Annotated in this window: 2 tRNA genes and 1 rRNA gene; all 3 read left to right on the top strand. The window is 46.1% G+C overall.

Annotated elements, in window-relative coordinates:
- The first annotated feature begins 181 nt into the window (after positions 1-181).
- A tRNA-Ile gene (locus HSACCH_RS07465) sits at positions 182-258 on the top strand.
- Positions 259-303: 45 nt separating this feature from the next.
- A tRNA-Ala gene (locus HSACCH_RS07470) sits at positions 304-379 on the top strand.
- A gap of 78 nt (positions 380-457) precedes the next feature.
- Positions 458-2,792, top strand: a 23S ribosomal RNA gene (locus HSACCH_RS07475); the annotation flags it as partial.

Below are 2,792 nucleotides of genomic sequence, written 5' to 3' on the forward strand. Positions count from 1 at the left end.
ACCGGAAGGTGCGGCTGGATCACCTCCTTTCTAAGGAGAGAACGTGAGCTTGCTGTTTAATTTTGAAGGTTTAGTTCGGCTGTTAAAGCCGAAGGAAATCTTCTATAATACTTAATAAAATAATATGAAAATAAAATAAATCCTGATAACGATGGGATTTATATTTATTTAAAAAGAGAATGGGCCTATAGCTCAGTTGGTCAGAGCGCACGCCTGATAAGCGTGAGGTCAGTAGTTCAAATCTACTTAGGCCCACCATTTTCTATTCTTTTAACATACGCATGAATAGCAACTGGTATATATGGGGGTATAGCTCAGCTGGGAGAGCGCCTGCCTTGCAAGCAGGAGGTCAGCGGTTCGAATCCGCTTACCTCCACCAAAAACTCTTTAATTATTACTAAGTATATAAATAAGTATATAAAACTGTACATTGAAAAATGCATATAGGAAATAAATTGATTAAGCTAGAAAGAGCTTATGGTGGATGCCTTGGCATTCAGAGTTGAAGAAGGACGCGACCGGCTGCGAAAAGCCGTGGGGAGCTGCTAAATAAGCGTAGATCCGCGGATATCCGAATGGGGCAACCCACCAGTGTGGAGCACTGGTATTATGTGGTGAAATAAGTAGCCATGTAAGAACAAGCAGGAGAACTGAAACATCTTAGTACCCTGAGGAAAAGAAATCAAAACGAGATTCCCTTAGTAGCGGCGAGCGAAAGGGGAAGAGTCCAAACACTTAAAGTGTAAGTCTGTAGACGTTGCTTTAAGTGGGTGTAGGATAGACTGTCTAAAAGCTACAGCTTTTGGCTGACTTAAATTTTTTACCGAGTCGAATGAACTGGGAAGTTCAACCGTAGGAGGTAATAGTCCTGTAGACGTAAGGTAAAAGAAGTCAGAGAATTATCCAGAGTATCACGAGACACGAGAAACCTTGTGAGAATATGGGAGGACCACCTTCCAAGACTAAATACTCCTGAATGACCGATAGTGAACAAGTACCGTGAGGGAAAGGTGAAAAGAACCCCGGAAGGGGAGTGAAATAGAAACTGAAACCATAAGCTTACAACAAGTAGGAGGGCTATTTAAAAGCCTGACTGCGTACTTTTTGTATCACGGACCGGCGAGTTACTAATCGTAGCGAAAGGTTAAGTCATAGAGATGAAGCCAGAGCGAAAGCGAGTCTGATAAGGGCGGAAGTTATGATTAGTAGACCCGAAACCGAGTGATCTATCCATGACCAGGGTGAAGCGAGTGTAAGAGCTTGTGGAGGCCCGAACCCACTTATGTTGAAAAATGAGGGGATGAGTTGTGGATAGGGGTGAAAGGCCAATCGAACTCGGAGATAGCTGGTTCTCCTCGAAATAGCTTTAGGGCTAGCCTCGATGTAAAAGTTAAACGGTTGTAGAGCACTGATTGGACAAGGGGCCCAACAAGGTTACCAAATCCATTCAAACTCCGAATGCCGTTTAGTGTTCATCGGGAGTCAGACTATGTGGGATAAGCTTCATAGTCGAAAGGGAAACAGCCCAGACCACCAGATAAGGTCCCAAAGTATATGCTAAGTGGAAAAGGAAGTGAGATCGCACAGACAACCAGGATGTTGGCTTAGAAGCAGCCACTCATTTAAAGAGTGCGTAATAGCTCACTGGTTAAGCGGTTTTGCGCCGAAAATGTAACGGGGCTAAAGCATATCACCGAAGCTGTGGATTTATGATTGTATTTATATAATTGTAAGTGGTAGAGGAGCATTGTGTACGGAACGAAGCTGTACCGTAAGGAGCAGTGGACTGTACAGAAGAGAGAATGCCGGTATGAGTAACGAAAAAAGGAGTGAGAATCTCCTTCGCCGAAAGTCTAAGGATTCCTGAGGAAGGCTCGTCCTCTCAGGGTTAGTCGGGACCTAAGCCGAGGCCGAAAGGCGTAGGTGATGGAAAATCTGTAAAGATTCAGATACCACTGTAAGTTGATTGAGTGAAGTGGGGACGCGGCAAAGAGAGTGGAGCGTGTGACTGGAAGAGCACGTATAAGCTAATGAGTCAGGGTAAGGAGGCAAATCCCTTTACCCGCTAATGACTTTTAGTGATGTGGAGCCAAAAGAGGCGAAGCCACTTAATGAGTCGCCAAGAAAAACCACTAACGAGATTTATAGTGCCCGTACCGCAAACCGACACAGGTAGACGGGAAGAGAATTCTAAGGCGCGCGAGAGAACCCTTGTTAAGGAACTCGGCAAAATGACCCCGTAACTTCGGGAGAAGGGGTACCCATTAGCATTAGCTAGTGGGTCGCAGTGAAAAGATCCAAGCGACTGTTTATCAAAAACACAGGTCTCTGCTAAGTCGTAAGACGAAGTATAGGGGCTGACGCCTGCCCGGTGCTGGAAGGTCAAGGAGAAGGCTTAGTGCTTTAGCACGAAGGTCTGAACCTAAGCCCCAGTAAACGGCGGCCGTAACTATAACGGTCCTAAGGTAGCGAAATTCCTTGTCGGGTAAGTTCCGACCTGCACGAATGGCGTAACGACTTGGATGCTGTCTCAACAAGGGACTCGGTGAAATTAAATTGCCTGTGAAGATGCAGGCTACCTGCGACAGGACGGAAAGACCCCGTGGAGCTTTACTGCAGCCTGATATTGGGTTTTGATGTAGAATGTACAGGATAGGTGGGAGACTTTGAAGCTGGCATGCCAATGTCAGTGGAGTCGCTGGTGGGATACCACCCTTTCTACAGCGGAATTCTAACTGGAGGCCATGAACTGGTCACAGGACATTGTCAGGCGGGCAGTTTGACTGGGGCGG

The organism is Halanaerobium saccharolyticum subsp. saccharolyticum DSM 6643 (assembly GCF_000350165.1).
In the GTDB taxonomy this organism is placed as follows: Bacteria; Bacillota; Halanaerobiia; order Halanaerobiales; family Halanaerobiaceae; genus Halanaerobium; species Halanaerobium saccharolyticum.